Source organism: Pseudomonas sp. 05N36 (assembly GCF_056397385.1).
The window spans coordinates 37,086-53,418 of record NZ_JBFTNH010000012.1; the positions used below are offsets into that span (position 1 = coordinate 37,086).

General features: G+C 58.3%; 12 protein-coding genes and 2 pseudogenes. 8 read left to right on the top strand and 6 right to left on the bottom strand.

The genetic code is table 11. From position 1 onward, the window contains the following. Positions 1-16 precede the first annotated feature (16 nt). On the bottom strand, positions 17-331 hold the full coding sequence (locus tag AC1DIH_RS16145) for a putative quinol monooxygenase (RefSeq protein WP_019691724.1): 315 nt from the start codon (positions 329-331) through the stop codon (positions 17-19). A 201-nt stretch (positions 332-532) separates the two neighbouring features. On the opposite strand from AC1DIH_RS16145, the gene mdaB reads away from it, so the two are divergent. From mdaB to AC1DIH_RS16185, 8 genes are all read left to right on the top strand, one after another. Further along, the gene (gene mdaB / locus AC1DIH_RS16150) at positions 533-1,123 is read left to right on the top strand and encodes an NADPH:quinone oxidoreductase MdaB (protein ID WP_477772444.1); all 591 of its coding nucleotides are present in this window, start codon (positions 533-535) and stop codon (positions 1,121-1,123) included. A gap of 58 nt (positions 1,124-1,181) precedes the next feature. Beyond that, positions 1,182-2,093: a LysR substrate-binding domain-containing protein gene (locus AC1DIH_RS16155; protein WP_477772445.1), complete on the top strand. Its 912-nt coding sequence runs from the start codon at positions 1,182-1,184 to the stop codon at positions 2,091-2,093. Between the two features lie 209 nt (positions 2,094-2,302). Continuing rightward, a complete protein-coding gene (locus tag AC1DIH_RS16160; RefSeq protein WP_477772446.1) occupies positions 2,303-3,652 on the top strand; it encodes a GntT/GntP/DsdX family permease in 1,350 nt (449 codons plus the stop codon). 16 nt (positions 3,653-3,668) lie between these two features. Continuing rightward, positions 3,669-4,529, top strand: coding sequence for a MurR/RpiR family transcriptional regulator (locus AC1DIH_RS16165; RefSeq protein ID WP_477772447.1), 861 nt, complete (start codon positions 3,669-3,671; stop codon positions 4,527-4,529). A 1-nt stretch (position 4,530) separates the two neighbouring features. After that, complete coding sequence (locus AC1DIH_RS16170) at positions 4,531-5,988, top strand: D-aminoacylase (protein ID WP_477772448.1); 1,458 nt, start codon at positions 4,531-4,533, stop codon at positions 5,986-5,988. A 120-nt stretch (positions 5,989-6,108) separates the two neighbouring features. Continuing rightward, complete coding sequence (locus AC1DIH_RS16175) at positions 6,109-6,477, top strand: glyoxalase superfamily protein (RefSeq protein ID WP_477772449.1); 369 nt, start codon at positions 6,109-6,111, stop codon at positions 6,475-6,477. 82 nt (positions 6,478-6,559) lie between these two features. Further along, complete coding sequence (locus AC1DIH_RS16180) at positions 6,560-6,805, top strand: FitA-like ribbon-helix-helix domain-containing protein (protein ID WP_477772450.1); 246 nt, start codon at positions 6,560-6,562, stop codon at positions 6,803-6,805. Beyond that, positions 6,802-7,221 carry a PIN domain-containing protein gene (locus AC1DIH_RS16185; protein WP_477772451.1) on the top strand — a complete coding sequence of 140 codons (420 nt, stop codon included), beginning with the start codon at positions 6,802-6,804 and terminating at the stop codon, positions 7,219-7,221. Before AC1DIH_RS16180 ends, AC1DIH_RS16185 begins: the two co-directional genes overlap by 4 nt. Before the next feature lie 168 nt (positions 7,222-7,389). Here AC1DIH_RS16185 and AC1DIH_RS16190 read toward each other — a convergent pair whose 3' ends face one another. The 5 genes and pseudogenes from AC1DIH_RS16190 to AC1DIH_RS16210 all read right to left on the bottom strand — a co-directional run. After that, positions 7,390-10,038, bottom strand: coding sequence for an RHS repeat domain-containing protein (locus AC1DIH_RS16190; protein ID WP_477772452.1), 2,649 nt, complete (start codon positions 10,036-10,038; stop codon positions 7,390-7,392). Between the two features lie 182 nt (positions 10,039-10,220). Further along, a pseudogene (locus AC1DIH_RS16195) lies at positions 10,221-11,837 on the bottom strand (toxin TcdB middle/C-terminal domain-containing protein); the annotation flags it as partial. Then, entirely contained in the window at positions 11,801-14,056 is a 2,256-nt protein-coding gene (locus tag AC1DIH_RS16200; protein ID WP_477772453.1) for a Tc toxin subunit A, read from the bottom strand. The pseudogene AC1DIH_RS16195 and the gene AC1DIH_RS16200, both read right to left, overlap by 37 nt. Positions 14,057-14,279: 223 nt before the next feature. After that, on the bottom strand, positions 14,280-15,143 hold the full coding sequence (locus tag AC1DIH_RS16205) for a methyl-accepting chemotaxis protein (RefSeq protein WP_427533139.1): 864 nt from the start codon (positions 15,141-15,143) through the stop codon (positions 14,280-14,282). Further along, positions 15,138-16,235: pseudogene (locus tag AC1DIH_RS16210) on the bottom strand (methyl-accepting chemotaxis protein); the annotation flags it as partial. The gene AC1DIH_RS16205 and the pseudogene AC1DIH_RS16210, both read right to left, overlap by 6 nt. Between the last annotated feature and the right edge of the window lie 98 nt (positions 16,236-16,333).

Consider the following 16,333-nt stretch of genomic DNA (forward strand, 5'->3'; position numbering starts at 1 on the left):
GGCGGCCACCTGCTGATCAGCGGCTAGCAGATGACGGGCTGAGCATGTCGATACGGCGGATATCGAAATCGCGTTCCAGGTAATCCATGCGGTTCTCGAAAAACTGCTGCATGTGCGGCAGGTTCGAGTGCACGTCCAGATGGGCCCGGGATTGCCAGATCTCGTAGAAGATAAACAGCGTCGGGTCTTGCTGGTCGCGCAGCATGTGGTACTCGATGCAGCCAGGTTCGGCGCGACTGGGTTCGACGTAAGCGCGGAACAGGGCTTCGAAGGCGTCGGCTTTTTCCGGGCGGGTTTTGGCGTGCAGGATGAAACCGTGTTGCTCGCTCATGCAGAACTCCTCAAGTAAGGGTTGAGAAAATCCTACGGCAACAATCAGCTAGTGATTTATGCGTTTTGCTCAAATGTATTTTGCCGGCTTCGGGCTTATTCATGGGAAGGGTCATCGATACCCTGCCGCCATCACATTTGAAACTTCTCGATCCCGCGACTTATCCACAGCGTGGTGGATCGGACCCTGATGAGGCTTTCCATGAAAAAAGTTCTGTTGCTCAACGGTGGCAAGAAATTCGCCCACTCCGATGGTCGCTACAACGCCACCCTGCACGAAGCTGCCTTGGGCGTGCTGGATCGCGGCGGTGTCGACGTGAAAGTCACCCACATCGACGAGGGCTACGACGTTGCTGAAGAAGTCGCCAAGTTTCTCTGGGCCGACGTGATCATTTACCAAATGCCGGGCTGGTGGATGGGGGCGCCGTGGATCGTGAAAAAGTACATCGACGAAGTCTTCACCGAAGGCCACGGCAGCCTCTACGCCAGTGATGGCCGGACCCGCTCCGATGCTTCGCAGAAATACGGCAGCGGCGGCCTGGTGCAGGGCAAGCAGTACATGCTGTCGCTGACCTGGAACGCACCGCAGCAAGCGTTCGACGACCCGACCGACTTCTTCGAAGCCAAGGGCGTGGATGCGGTGTACTTCCCGTTCCACAAGGCCAACACCTTCCTCGGCATGAGTGGCCTGCCGACCTTCCTGTGTGTCGACGTGATGAAGCGGCCGAACATTGAAGCCGACGTCGCGCGCTACGAACAGCACCTCAAGCAGGTGTTCAACTTGCCGGCGTAACCTGCGTTATGCCCCGTATCCGGCTACTATCAAAGCTGTTTTGATTTAAGGGGCACACGTGAAAGCCAGATCCGATGAGTTGCAGATTTTCGTCTGCGTGATCGAGTGCGGTTCGATTTCAGCGGCAGCCGAACAGGTCGGGCAAACGCCCTCGGCGGTCAGCCGCACGCTGTCGCGTCTGGAGGCCAAGCTCGAGACCACATTGATCAACCGCACCACGCGGCGCATGGACCTGACCGAGGAGGGCAAGTACTTCTTCGAACAGGCCAAGCTGATTCTCGACCAGATGGACGAGCTCGAAGAGCGTCTGTCCTCGCGCCACAAGACACCTTCCGGACGGCTGCGGATCAACGCGGCGTCGCCGTTCATGCTGCATGCCGTCGTGCCCTATATCGATGAGTTCCGCGGTCTGTACCCGGACATCCAGCTGGAACTCAACAGCAACGACCTGATCATCGACCTGCTGGAGCAAAGCACCGACATTGCGATCCGCATCGGACCGTTGGCAGATTCGACCCTGCACGCGCGCTCGCTGGGGAGCAGCCCGCTGCACATCCTCGCCAGCCCCGCATACCTGGAAAAACACGGTACGCCGACTACGGTTGCCGAATTGGCCGACCACTCGCTGCTGGGCTTCACCCAGACCGAAAGCCTCAATCACTGGCCGCTGCGCCATGTACACGGCGACCGCTGGCAGATTCAGCCGAGCCTTAGCGCCTCCAGCGGAGAAACCCTGCGGCACCTGGCGCTGGAGGGGCAGGGCATTGTGTGTCTGTCGCACTTCATGACCATTGATGACATCAAGACCGGACGGCTGAAGTTGCTGCTGGCGCAGGCCAACAGCGGCTACCGCCAGCCGATCAACGCGGTGTACTACCGCAACTCACAACTGGCCTTGCGGATTCAATGCTTCCTGGACTTCATCCAGGGCAAGCTGGCCGGTTACGCGAACGAGGTGTTCGAAGGCTGATCCTTGTCATTGTGAGCAGCGGTCGGTGTTCTTGTTTTGTCGCATGAAAATACTCACCGCGCATTTTCATTAATCACGACACGGCATATCTGTAAGCGACATTTCTTGTCTCTATACGAAAATTACTTTCATCAGGTTTGAAAGCTGCTCCTCTAAATGATTTATGGGTTTCACAACACATCGACGTGACCCTTTTCGAGGAGTACCGCATGGCACTGTCCTTCGGCTATTGGCTGCTGGTTTATGCCGCTATCGCCATCATTGCGCTGATCGTTCTGATCGCCCGTTACCGACTCAATCCGTTCATTGTCATTACGATGGTTTCCATTGGCTTGGCGCTGCTCGCCGGAATGCCGCCGTCGGGAGTGGTGGGCGCGTATGAAGCGGGTGTCGGCAAGACCCTGGGGCACATCGCGCTGGTGGTGGCGCTGGGCACGATGCTTGGCAAGATGATGGCCGAGTCCGGTGGTGCCGAGCAGATGGCGCGCACGCTGATCGAGCGCTTCGGCGAGAAAAACGCGCACTGGGCGATGGTTTGCATTGCCTTTCTGGTGGGCCTGCCGCTGTTCTTCGAAGTCGGTTTTGTGTTGCTGGTGCCGATTGCCTTTACCGTGGCGCGGCGGGTAGGCGTGTCGATCCTGATGGTGGGCTTGCCGATGGTTGCCGGGCTCTCGGTGGTGCATGCGCTGGTGCCGCCGCATCCGGCGGCAATGCTCGCGGTGCAGGCCTATCAGGCTTCGGTGGGGCAGACGTTGCTCTACGCGATTCTGATCGGCATCCCGACGGCGATCATCGCTGGTCCCCTGTACGCCAAATTCATCGTGCCGCGCATCCGGTTGCCCGCGGAAAACCCGCTGGAACATCAATTCATCGACCGCGAACCACGGGACCGCTTGCCGGGTTTCGGCATCACCATGGCGACGATTCTGCTGCCAGTGGTGCTGATGCTGATCGGCGGCTGGGCCAATCTGATCTCCACGCCGGGCAGCGGTTTCAACCAATTCCTGTTGTTCATCGGCAACTCGGTGATCGCCCTGTTGCTGGCGACGTTGCTGAGCTTCTGGACCCTCGGTCTGGCCCAGGGTTTCAACCGCGAATCGATCCTCAAATTCACCAATGAGTGCCTGGCGCCCACCGCCAGCATTACCTTGCTGGTGGGCGCCGGCGGTGGCTTGAACCGGATTCTGGTGGACGCCGGGGTGACTGACCAGATCGTCGGACTGGCCCATGAGTTTCACTTGTCGCCGTTGTTGATGGGCTGGCTGTTCGCGGCCTTGATGCGGATCGCCACCGGTTCTGCGACCGTGGCCATGACTACCGCGTCAGGCGTTGTGGCGCCGGTGGCCATTGGTCTGGGCTATCCCCATCCGGAGCTGCTGGTGCTGGCGACAGGTGCGGGCTCGGTTATCTTTTCTCATGTCAACGACGGTGGCTTCTGGTTGATCAAGGAGTACTTCAATATGACCGTGACCCAGACTTTCAAGACCTGGACGGTGCTTGAGACTTTGATCTCGCTGGTCGCGTTCGGCCTGACCCTTGGTCTTTCCTATGTGCTTTGAACAGCAGGTGCGGTAAATGGACATCCTCTATCAGATTCGCGCGCGTCAGGATTCCTTCAGCGCCGGTGAAGGGCGGATTGCCCGGTTGATGCTCGACGACGTGGGCTTCGCTGCGTCAGCGAGCCTCGACGAACTGGCACTGCGAGCCGAGGTCAGCAGCGCGACACTCTCGCGGTTTGCCCGCAGCGTCGGTTGCCGAGACCTGCGCGATCTGCGCCTGCAACTGGCCCAGGCCAGCGGGGTCGGCAGTCGTTTTCTCGACCCCGCGGGGACGCCGGAACAGTCGGCGTTTTATCGGCAGATCGTCGGCGATATCGAGTCGACGCTGCGTCAACATTTGTCAGCGTTCGATGAGTCGCGTTTCGCCGACGCGGTGAAATTGCTGGGCAAGGCGCGGATGATTCACGCGTTCGGCATGGGCGGTTGCTCGACACTTTGCAGCGATGAACTGCAAGTGCGGCTGGTGCGCCTCGGCTACCCGATTGCCGTCTGCCATGACCCGGTAATGATGCGTGTGACCGCCGCATCCTTGGGCGCGGAGCATGCGCTGATTGCCTGTTCACTGACCGGCATCACCCCGGAACTGCTGGAGGCTGTCGAGTTGGCGAGCAGCTACGGCACGCGCATTCTGGCGATTACCCTGGCCGACTCGCCGCTGGCACAATTGGCCGATGTGTTGCTGCCGCTGCAAAGCGCCGAAACCTCGTTCATCTACAAACCGACGGCGGCGCGCTACGGCATGCTGCTGGCCATCGACGTGCTGGCTACCGAGCTGGCGCTGGCAAATCCTGAAGACAATCAAGAACGTCTGCGGCGGATCAAGCTCGCCCTCGACGACTACCGTGGCGGCGATGATCATCTGCCGCTGGGAGACTGACATGCAGTACCACACGCTGATCCGCAACGCCCTGATCATCGACGGCAGCAACACGCCGGGTTATACCGCCGACGTGGCGATTATGAACGGGCGTATCGCGCGTATCGGTGATTTGCAGGAGGCCAGCGCCGATGAAGACATCGACGCGGCCGGACGGGTGCTCGCGCCAGGCTTCATTGACGTACATACCCACGACGACACAGTGGTGATCCGCCACCCGCAGATGCTGCCCAAGCTCAGCCAGGGCGTGACCACGGTGATCGTTGGCAATTGCGGGATCAGCGCCTCGCCGGTGAGCTTGCGCGGTGATCCGCCGGACCCGATGAACCTGCTCGGTACGTCCGCAGCCTTTGTTTATCCGCGTTTCAGTGATTACCGTGCAGCGGTCGAAGCGGCCAATCCGACACTGAACGTGGCCGCATTGGTCGGCCACACGGCACTGCGCAGCAACCACCTCGATGACCTGTTTCGCACCGCGACGCCGAGCGAAATTGCGGCGATGCGCGAGCAACTGCGCGAGAGCCTGGAGGCGGGTGCGTTGGGCTTGTCCACAGGGTTGGCCTACGCCAGCGCCTTCTCGGCATCTACCGATGAAGTCATGCAACTGACTGAAGAGCTGACAGCTTTCGGCGCGGTCTACACCACCCATTTGCGCAGCGAATTCGAACCGGTGCTGGAGGCGATGGACGAGGCATTCCAGATCGCTCGCCACGCGAAAAGTCCGCTGATCATTTCCCATCTCAAATGCGCTGGCGCCGGCAACTGGGGGCGCAGTCCGCGGTTGTTGGCGTCCCTCGAACACGCAGCGAAAACCCACCCGGTAGGCTGCGATTGTTATCCGTATGCGGCGAGCTCCTCGACCCTGGACCTCAAGCAGGTGACGGACGCGTTTCGCATCACCATCACCTGGTCGACACCACATCCTGAAATGGGCGGCCGCGACCTGATGGACATCGCCGCCGAGTGGGGCGTGCCGTTGCTGGATGCGGCACGTCGCCTGCAGCCGGCCGGGGCGGTCTATTACGGGATGGACGAGGCGGATGTGCGGCGCATTCTGGCCCACCCGTTATCGATGATCGGTTCCGACGGTTTGCCGGAAGACCCGTTCCCGCATCCGCGTTTGTGGGGTGCATTTCCACGGGTACTGGGGCACTTCAGTCGGGATCTCGGATTGTTCCCGCTGCACACGGCGGTGCACAAAATGACCGGGCTCTCGGCGGCGCGGTTCGGCCTGAAAGAGCGCGGCGAAATCCGCGAAGGGCATTGGGCGGATCTGGTGCTGTTCGACCCGTTGCGTGTGCGTGACGTGGCAGATTTCAACGACCCGCAACGTTCGGCCGAAGGCATCGACGGCGTGTGGGTCAATGGGGTGCGCAGCTATATCGATGGTCAGCCGAATGGACGTCGGGAAGGGCGGTTTTTGGCGCGTGAAGGAACTCTCGGTTCAGGCTTCAGGTAACAGCGATCTGTGGGGCTGGTCACAATGGTGGCACTGTGCAATTAAAGAATGCCTTCCCCAAGCCGAAGCGCTGTCATGCAACCCACTTAGAGTGGGGCCTTTCAGTTTGGGAGTAGCGCAATGAGCTTCGGTAAAACCACCCCGATCCTGCGGATCTTCGATGAAGCCAAGGCGCTGGAGTTCTACGTCGACTTCCTTGGTTTCACGCTCGACTGGCAGCACCGTTTCGAGGCGAACTTCCCGCTCTACCTGCAGGTGTCGCGAGGTGAATGCGTGCTGCATCTGTCCGAGCACCACGGCGACGCAACGCCGGGTTCGGCGCTGCGCATCGAGACCGATGAGCTGGAAGTGTTCCAGCAGCAATTGCTGGCCAAGGAATACCGCTTCGCTCATCCACAGATTCAGGCCATGCCCTGGGGGAGCCAGGACATGACCATCAGCGATCCGTTCGGCAATCGGTTGGTGTTTACCAATGCGATTTGTGCTTGAGACCGCTGGGCGGTCTATTGAGTTGTATGAGCGGGGGGTGTGCTAGGCTCAATCAATGATTTCATTGATTGCAGGAGGCATCATGGCCAGCATCACGATTCGAAACCTTGACGACCAGATTAAAGAACAACTGCGAATAGCCGCTGCCCACAATGGGCATTCGATGGAAGAAGAAGCCCGTTTGATTCTGGGAAGAGCATTGGCCACTGTTGATCGGGCAGGAGGGCTTGGTAGCCGGATCCGCAGCCGGTTTAGCGCAAGCGGTGGGGGTGAACTCGATTTGCCTTCGCGCCAGGAGAAAGCGACAGCGGTGGATTTCTCCGAATGATAGTGCTCGATACCAATGTTCTTTCTGAGTTCATGCGGGCTGAGCCCGATATACACGTGTTGGCCTGGGTCGACGCACAACCGGCGATGGATCTGGCAATCAGCGCGGTTACCGTCGCAGAAATTCTCCATGGCATTGCCCGGCTGCCATTCGGTAAGCGTAAACAGAAACATGAAGCGCATGCGATGGCGATGTTCGAAGAGGACTTTGCCGGAAGAATATTGCCTTTTGATGCCCATGCCGCTGTCGAGTACGCGACGCTGGTGGCGGGCTGCGAAGCCAACGGCCGAGCGGCGTCGATGGCCGATGCGCAGATTGCCGCCATTTGCCGAAACCACGGTGCCTCGATTGCGACTCGCAATGTTCGGGACTTTGAGTTTCCCGGGGTTGAGGTGATCAATCCGTGGGAGGCCTGAGCGCTGGATTGATCACCTTTGCTCATCCACAGATTTGGGCCATGCCCCCCGGGGGAGCCGGTGCATGACCATCAGCGATCCGTTGGTGTTTAACAATGTGGATCAGTGTTTTATTGAGTCGGGTTATGTGAGGCCCGTCGATCTCTCGACAGGCCTCAATCGCCGACTTCAGGCAGGGTATCTGCCTTGCGATTTGTTGTATTCGTTGAGCTTGAACAGCAGTTCCCGTCCTCGTTGTATCGTGGCGCGCGCGACGTTTATCTGACCTTGCAGTGATGCACGGCTGATGAGGCTGGAGTTTTCAATGCCCAGGTGACTGGCAACTCGATCCTGGGCTCGTCCCAATCTGCCTTTCACGCCTTCGGCATAGAACTGGTCCATTCCTAATTCATCAAATGCTGCGTTGATGGCATGAGCGTCTTGCTCCAGATAGCCATCAAGTTTTATCAGGCCGTCATTCAAACGCTCGATTTTCTGTCCGGGGAGGCCGTTGAGGGCCTTGGTTGCCTGAGTTGAGGATTCAAAGTTGGGAATCCATGCCCCTTTGACTTCGAGTATTTTCGTCAGGATAAAACTGGTCCCCATCAACGCCCATTTTTTCTGTCCTTTCGGGTATCGAGGATTCAGATCTTTGTTCTTTGCGTGTTCCAGCTTTGCGTTCACGTTATGGAAAGCCGTCCGTCCCACATACTCTATTTCGTCAGGATCGAGTTGTTCGGATTGGGGATACATCGCGACGGGAAGATGCTGAGTTGCATTCACTTTGCCGGCAATCGCATCGATGGTTAAAGACGTGGTGACCAGGGCACCCACGACACCAACCGGACCAGTCGGCGCGGCCAATAAACCGGCCCCCAGTGACATCAAATGCCTCACTGCGTTATAGGCGTAACTTTGAAACAGTCTTTTTACGATGTCTCTTTTTCTCGTGCTGTTGTAGATCTGATGATTCAGCGTACCGACCCTTTTGTTCAGCTCGCTTAAAATGCCTGAGTAATTACCCAACGCTTCCTTGATGTTGGATTCCACTTTGTTATGACCGTGATGATCGGTGTAGCGCAGCGGGTTGTTCCCCACCATGCAATACAGATTCAACCCGTCAACCGCTCCCGCCGGATCAGGACTGATCCAACGCTGTAACCATGGCGCGTAATACCGGTGTCCGTAGTAATACAACCCACTGGCATCACGCTCCTTGCCGGAATATCGAATCGTTTTGTAATCGGCCTCCACAGCCGAACGGGACGCCGTCCACGCCGTTCCACCATAAGGCAAATAACTTTCCTGACTGATCAGCCATGCCTGGTCGTCGAGCTCCAGTGAGCTGGAACCCAGATGGTCATCAAGGCTGTAGCGTATTTGATTGGCCGCGATACCGGCCGGTCGGCCTTGGGTCCAGTGCAGGTAGCGAACGCTGCAGCGACCGGCTTGCAGGGTGATGACTTCCAGTCGCTCGTGAGTGCGGGTGCGGATTTCGAGGCCCGGCAGATAGCGAACTTCTCGGGTGTGAGTCACCGACGCTGCATGCGTAGTTTGAATCTTGCGTACACGTTGACCGCTGCTGTCGTAGCTGTAGCGCTCAATGTCATCGCGCCCGTCTTCACGCTGGATCAGCATGACACTGGCGAGTTGATTGCGGGTGTTCCATTCCAGCGCCTGACCCGGTTGCAGCGCGTGCAGGTTACCGTTGGCATCGAAGTTTGCTGCGATGTCAGGTGTTGAGTCGCCCTTGTTCCAGGACTGGAGACGATTGTTTGCGGCGGCAATGTTCAGGGTCCGGGTGTAGTTATTACGATCGCGAACATGGCGCAGTTCGGTCAGGTTGCCCCCGGTGTCGTACGTGTAGAGCTCGGTAAAGTTGAACAATTGCCGGGCGTCGATCGGTGTTCTGCTGGAGCTGGGAAGGTGAGGTTGGCTATTGGAGCCTGCCGCTTCACGGCCCGTCGCGCTGGTCAGTTGGTAGAGGCTGTCGTAGGTGTAGGTGCTGATGGCTTCGACTCGCTGGTTGCTGCCAAATTGCACTGGCTGGGTCTTGTCCTCGATCTGCGTCACATTGCCCACTGCGTCATAGGTGTAGTGCAAGTCCTGCAGGGTGCTGCCAGACACGGACGCGCCGAGTGAGGTCAAGCGGCCGCTGGCCGGATCGAACAGGGCGCGGCTGGTAACCCCGTTTCCGGCAGTCTGGGATTCCACTTGGCCAAACGCGTTGTAGACCAGATCCTTCACGATGTTTTTTTCGATCACGGCGTCTTTTGTTTTCAGGCTCACGGACTTGAGTTGACCCGCAACATCAAACGCGAAGCGTTGTTGGTGCTGACCGGCATCGATTTGCTGGATCATTTCTCCCAGCGCGTCGTAGCGCCAGATCGTTTTATGGCCATCCCCCTCTTCAAGCAGAACATCGCGATCCTTCGCGTCTGCCGGCCAATGTGGCTGCCGGGGATCGATGAGGAAGCGCCGTGTCTGGCCAGCAGGTTTGGCGCAGAGTGCATAGTCATGGATGAGCAGGGTACCGGCGCTGTCATCGTGACGGGTCAGTGCACCACACAGGTTGCTCGCCGCAGCGGCTGACGAATTATCGCCATAGCTGAAGCGTTCTATCACGCGCAGATCCTGGCCAGCTGCTTGCTCCTGGATGTCGGTCGGCCGTAGCTGATTGTCGTAGCTCGTTTGCCAGTGGCTGCCACGCTGATCCCAGCTGCGCAGTGTCTGTCCGGCGTCGCCAGGCAGACTCAGGCGCCACCCGGCATCGACACTGTCGACCAACAACGCCTTGCCGGACAGGCTGTAGACGGTGGTCAGATTGGCCTTTGGCATTTTGCCAGACAGTCGTGGATCCCACTGCGCAACCAGGTGTCCGGCAGTGTCGTGGTCCTGGCGGGTAATACGTGCTTGAGGGCTGTCGTCTGCGCTGCGGCGCCAGTAAGCGATGTGCCGCACAGGCAGGCCACGGCTGTCGATGGCGTTGATCGTGGGGGTTTTGCGGTGTAGGCGTACGTTCATGCCTCACCTCCGGTTGTCGGGAGTGGTTTGGGCATGACCTCTTCGAGTGTGTCGTTCTCGTCTTCATCCACGGTGTACCAGGGATGACGGGTTTGCCGCCGCAGACAGGAAAGATCACCCTGTTTGGCGAGTCGCGTGTGAGTCGGTCGCCCCAGTGCATCGTAAAACTGCAAATCGCAGTGGCCGAACTTCCGAAAGGACACATCGTTGATGTAGCGGTGCTGATCGGCGAAGTAAGGACGGTAAGTTCGGATCGCCAATCCCTTGTTGTTGTATTCGACACGTTCACTGACGCGCCAGCGCTGCGCGGCGTTCTGTTGCTGCGGTATTTGGCCGTTGAGCGTCAGCTCTCCGTTGTTGCTGACGACGTAGGCTGTTCCTGACTCGACCTTGAGTTTTTGTTGCAGAGTCCGGCCAAAGCCGTCACTGGAGGTCACGGCGATTCGGATTTGCCTTTGGTTGTCATCGGGATAACGATCGGCGGTCAGTGCCGCAATGTGCACCGGCTCGCGGGCCGAAATGTCGAGTTCGGCCTTCAGTTTCGCTTCATCGGCCGAGAGTGTCTCAAGGTCCGCCAGACGACGCCGAATCGAGGCACAGATATGTCCGCTCGGCAGTAAGTCGCCGTTGGCTACGCAACGGGTCAGCCAGTCGGTGTCCTTCAGAGCGGTGTCCGAGGCGCGCCCCATCCAGCTAAAGGGGGCGTAATAGATGGCAATGGCGGCGTCTTTCAGAGCGTCTTCTTTGTTGGTGATCGCCTCGCTCGGACTGGTGAATACCGGTCGTCCGTATTGGGCAACAGGTTTGAAACCTGTGAGCTTGTTACCCTCGCTGCCATAAAAACTGCTGGCCAGTATCTGGCCAAAACTGTCGTAGAGGCCTTCTTGAATGTTCCCGTTCGGATCGGTGATGCGTCGGGGCGCAAGCGAGCGGTAATCGTAGGCGGCCTGGGTGACGCAGCCATCGGGCAGTTTGACCGCGGTGATGAGGCAGCCGTACTTGTCGTGGCTGATCTCGGTCACGCCCTGGCTTGTGCTCGGTTGGAGGGTTTTTATTTTGTAAAAACCCTCCAGTGTGGTGTAGGTCGAGAAACCGCTTTTGACTGACCAGAGCTTTTTGGGGGACGTGGACGTCGGGAGAAAATCGGTCATGCGGTGATAGCCACTTCGTTCAAGCAGTTTTCCCTTGGGGCGAGTTGCTTGCGACAACACATCGAAGGCTTTCAGGGCTGTTTCATGAGCATCGCGCCACCATTGCTGTTGGTCGGCATCGCTGAACGGCGGGGTATCACTGTCGGTTTTACGTCGGGCGTAGTGGACGCTTACGTTGTGGATCAGTGCGCCGAACCTGTCGTGCTGCAGATTGAAGCTGTGCTGGCATTGCGGATCATCGGCAATGCCCTCGTACTGGTAACTGATGGACTCCAGTGGCAGCGGCAACATCAGGGCGTAGCGCTGGCGACTGTCTGGCACTTGCAGCAGACGGACCTGATAGCGGTTTTCCTGAACCGAATAAAGCGTTCTGGTTTTCAGGCGTGTATCGATTCCGAGGATCTCGCTGCGCAGTAAATGACCACTCAGGGCGCGCGCCATTTCGAGGGTTGTCGCAGTATCTGACTGAAGCGTTCGAGCAAGTACAACGTTTGAGGTGTCAGGGTTCCTGGGCTGTTCGAGGCGAGCCACGCAGGATGACTCATCAATTGCTGTAGCGTGCTGCTGTTCAGGTGCAGCCCCTTGCAGGCTACGGCAGCGCTAAGGACCTTTGCCAACGACTGGGGTATTTTTCCTGGCGAGAAATTTTTGATCTCCGTGACGACTGTCATTATGGAGGTTTCGCCCATCGCCATCACGCTGGGGACGTATTCGGCGGATAGGTCCGCGATGTCATGCAGCAGCGTTTCCACCAGGCGCTGTTGATGGTCAGCAGAAGGATTGGTGTCAGCTCGAAATGTCTCCAACCGTCTCTCCAGCTCAAGGGGGAACGGTGGGTCGTCCTTCGTTGAACTGAACAAGCGACACCATTGCAGCACATCACGGTTGTTTTGCTTGAGCCAGTCAACCGCCCATTCCATGGCCATCAATACATCAAGTATGTCGGTTGAATGATTATAGGGGGCGCTCAATTTGCCTTTGGCCAACAGCTCGCAGAATGCTTCCCCTCCCAGCGTTCGCGCCATTTCTGCGCATTCGACAGGCGACAAGCCAAACATCTGTGCGATGCGGGCCTGGCGGTAAAGTGAAGACACCGTGGGTAAGTCGTGTTTAAGCGAAGAAAGGTGTTCTTTGGTCTGTGCCGCGAGCCGTAACAGCGAGTCTTGCGTGACGGTCAGCCCCAACCCCGCACCGAGGTAGTTGAGGCTCGGTTGCGATTTGGGGGCTTTGATATCAATGTCCTGTCCCTCGTTTTGCAGCAGAGGATTCGGGAGCAATTGAGTGCGGTTAAACACTTGATCGAACAACGGAGCACGATCACCGCACGCGGATGTCGGCATGTCGTGCAGTAGCGAAGCAAACTCCTCGGGCGCGATGCCATAACGCTGATTCAGGTATCGATACACCCCCAGGACGCGGACAGTATTGGCGTTGAGCAACAGGGAGTCAGTGCCGTCCGAGCGCATGGCGTTGACGATCAGAGTATCCAGTTCGGCAACGGGGATACCGGTCCAGCGCTGCAGCCGGACCATCCGCAGCGAGAGATCGAAACAATTCACAGGAAAGAATTTGAACGTCAGGGGGGGCGTCGTATCCACTATGGTTTTGTTGCGAGCTGACTTCGCGGCGATGTACTCGCATCCATAGAATTTACGATGGACCCCTGGGCTGTTGGTTGAGTTTTTCGGACGGTGTTTACCCTGCGCCAGCATCTGATCAAGCTGCTCCATCGTCAGCCCGGTGAGTTCCTTGAAGCGCTCAACGCTAAGCCTTGGGTCGGAGACTTTAGTACCGTAAGCCTTCACCTCTATATCGTGGTCGAGTGGCTCGATCAGTATCTTCTGCTGCTCCGGGCTCAGGCCGGACATCAGTCTCTGAGCCTCGGCAGGGGGCTTCGAAATGCGTCCGTATTCCGAATGTTCGAGCGAAAACGGCAGTTTCAGACTGACCTGATAATTCAACTCGCCCAGCGCGGGTTTATCTGCACCCAACCCAAGCAAGCACTGGTGATGATGAAGGTCATAGGGCAGAGAGAGCGGGTAGCGCTCGCTGGCCAATACTTCGTCAACGGACTTCGTGTTGTTGGTTTTTTTCAGGTGTTCCTGGACATGACTGCTCAAGGCGTCATTGACGATGCTCAGCATCGGCTTTGCCGCGAAGGCACTCTGGTGATCCAGCATCAGGTTCTTGAGGTCTGGACGCCTCTTCTCCAGAGTGATCCTGTCGGGGTGTGTGGACGATTTTTCCAGTTGTCCGGCAAACAGATACAGCGCTCGCAGATAGGCCACTGGCGAGTCGATTGCAGCGATATCACCGTCCTTGCAAAACTGCTCCCAATTCTCGTTGAACAATGCTTGATAGGTGGCGGGCGCTGACGTCGACTCGGTACCAGCGCTGCGCCGAACACGTCGACTGGCATCGCCGGATGACAGCTGATGCTCCTGATACAGACGGCTGATCTGTCGGGCATAGCTCAGCGCGTTGCCATACGCCTGCTCGGCGTTTGCGTCGGTATGCCTGGCGAGTTCAAGGGTGAACTCCTCTTTGGTCAGGCGCACGATGTCGAACACCGACTCAAAACCCATGCGCTGCATGGCTGTCTTGAAGTCGGCTTTTGTCTCGTCTTCGTTGCCTGGGGAGTCAATCAACCTGTGTAACAGCGAGTCGTTGCCTACGTCCATGTGTTGTCATTCTCCTGTTCGAACGGAATGTTCTTGGGCAGAAGAAAACGTACAGGAGTCAGTCTGGAATCGCGGTAGGTTGGCTGGGGATTGGGCTGTATGAAAAAGCAATCCGTTGTTCGGATTTATCGTCGAGAGAACGCCGGTATTCAGCCCCCATACCCGTTGCAGGAAAGGGGCTGAATAGGCGCGTTACGGGCCGAGAGTATTGAAGGTTGGCAGGTCAGACGCGGAAGTGGCTGACCATCATCTGCAACTGATTACCCAGCCGTGCCAATTCAACGCTGGACGCGGCAGTTTCATCACTGGCGGCGGCCGTTTGCTCGGAGACGTCGCGCACGTTGATGATGCTGCGGCTGATTTCTTCGGCCACCGCGCTTTGCTGCTCGGCAGCGGCAGCAATCTGCTGGTTCATCGACTGGATGTTCGACACCGTGCGGGTGATGTTTTCCAGTGACACACCGGCCTTGCGGGTCAGCTCGACGCTGCTGTCGGTCAGGCTGCGGCTGTTGTTCATCACCGCGGCCACTTGTTGGGTGCCGTTCTGCAAACCGGCGACCAGGCCTTCGATTTCTTCGGTGGATTTCTGCGTGCGCTGGGCCAGGCCGCGCACTTCGTCAGCGACCACGGCGAAACCGCGACCGGCCTCACCGGCGCGCGCAGCTTCAATGGCGGCGTTGAGCGCCAGCAGGTTGGTCTGTTCGGCCACTGCCTTGATCACGTCCATGACGCTGCCGATCTTGTCGCTTTCCTGTTGCAGCATGGTCATGGCTTCGGTGGAACGCACCACTTCACTGGCCAGGCGTTCGATCTGGGCGATCGCTTCGTTGACCACTTTATCGCCTTCGCGGGCTTCACCGTCTGCCGCTGCTGCCGCTTGCGACGCCTCTTCGGCGTTGCGCGCGACTTCCTGCACGGTGGCCGTCATTTCGTGCATGGCGGTGGCGACCTGATCGGTTTCGATTTTCTGGCTGTTGACCCCGGCGCTGGTTTCTTCTGTCACGGCTGACAGCTCTTCGGCAGCGCTGGCGATCTGGGTGACGCCATCGCGGATGCCGCTGATCAAGTCGCGCAGGGTGACGCCCATCCGTGCGATGCCTTGCTGCAACACACCAAGTTCGTCGCGACGGGTGACGTGGATGTCATGGGTCAGGTCGCCGCCGGCGATGCGTTCGACCACCGCCAGGGTTTCGCGCAGCGGGCGGGTGATCTGACGGGTGATGATCACGGCCGCGAGCACGCCGACCAGCAACGCCAGCACTGTGCTGATCAGTTGCAGGGTGCGTGCCTGGGTGCTTTCGATGTCGCGGCGATCCAGCTGGATCTGATACAGCGCATCACTGCGCGCAACGATGTCATTACCCTGGACGGTCATTTCCTGACGAGCCAGAACCGCTTCGCTGTTAGCTGCCTTGAAGGCCTGTAACGCACTGCGGTAATTCAGCAGGGCGCTTTGCAGCTGACGCAACGCGTCTTGCTGGGTGTCGGCGAAATGCGTGTTGAGTGCTTTCAGGCTGGCGATTGCCGCGTCGAGTTGGGCAACCGCTTTTTGCTCGGTGGTCGGATTACTGTCGGCGGTGTAGCCGCGGACTTCGTAGCGGGCGAGCTGAAACTGTTCCTTGGCCTCGGTAATGGCCAGGAACTGCTCGAAGCGTTGATCGCTCAAGGGCATCTGGCGCACGCGGGTGTCGATATCACCGATCAGCGTGTTGGCGCTCTCGGCATTCTCGCCCATGGCCTGACGCGCGCTGTTCCCGGTTCGATAAGCGTTACGCATTTTGTTCAACGACTGCTGGTAGGCGTCGATGACCGCGCCCTGTTCCTTGAGCAGTTTGAGGTTTTCCGGGCTCTTGAAGCTCGATACCAGCGATTGCTGCTGGGCCTTGAAGCCGTCGAGGGCCGTTTGCACTGTCTGTGCCACGGTTTCGTCACCGTTGGCCAGCATGTACTGCAAACGGGTAACCCGCAGTTTGGTCAGCCCTGCGTTCAGCTGAGTGATGTCGCTCATCCAGTTACTGCGGTCGATCAGCCCACCCAGGCTGGTCCAGCCGGTCAGGGCGAGAATGCACGTAAGGGCCAGCACCAGGCCGAAGCCCAGGCTCAGCTTCAGGTTGACGCTGATGTTGGCGAACCAGCTATTCATCAAAAATTCCTCCAGGAACGTTGTGCTTCTTATCATCAGTTGGCTGGAAGATTATTTTTTTTGGAGGCCAGCAGAATGTATTCGTAGAGGGCGTATCGGCGGCAGGCGCGATAGCTGAAACGTTTTTCGTAACA